The 431-nt window shown below is 61.3% G+C and carries 1 pseudogene; it reads left to right on the top strand.

The annotated features are described in order from the left end of the window. Positions 1 to 78: 78 nt before the first annotated feature. A pseudogene (locus GSQ92_RS30555) lies at positions 79 to 431 on the top strand (hypothetical protein); the annotation flags it as partial.

Here is a 431-nt window from a genome sequence, read left to right as displayed (position 1 = left end):
TCTTCGGATCGAGAGCAAGAGTATTTCTCAGATGGGATCACCGAGGACGTCATAACTGATCTATCACGCTGGCAATCGATGGCGGTTGCCTCGCGCAACGCCACCTTCAGCTTCAAGGGTCAGCGCGTCGACGTCCAGACAGTGGGGCGCGAGCTGGGTGTGCGCTTCCTGGTAGAGGGCAGTGTCCGCCGGTTGGGAGAGCGCGTCAGGATCACGGCTCAGTTGATCGATGCCCAGACAGGCAATCACGTCTGGGCCGAACGGTACGATCGTCCGACGCGAGATCTCTTCGCCCTGCAGGACGAACTGGTTCGAACAATAGCGGGAACCCTGGTCGGCCGGGTGTATGTGAGCACGGCAGAGCATTTGCGTCGTAGGCCACCGTCCAACCCGGCCGCGTACGACCTTACGATGCGGGCCAACTGGCTGGC

Origin of the sequence: Acidisoma sp. S159 (genome assembly GCF_009766125.1) — a bacterium.
Lineage (GTDB): Bacteria > Pseudomonadota > Alphaproteobacteria > Acetobacterales > Acetobacteraceae > Acidisoma.
Note: the sequence above shows the minus strand (reverse complement) of the source record. Positions and strands in the feature narration are given on the sequence as shown.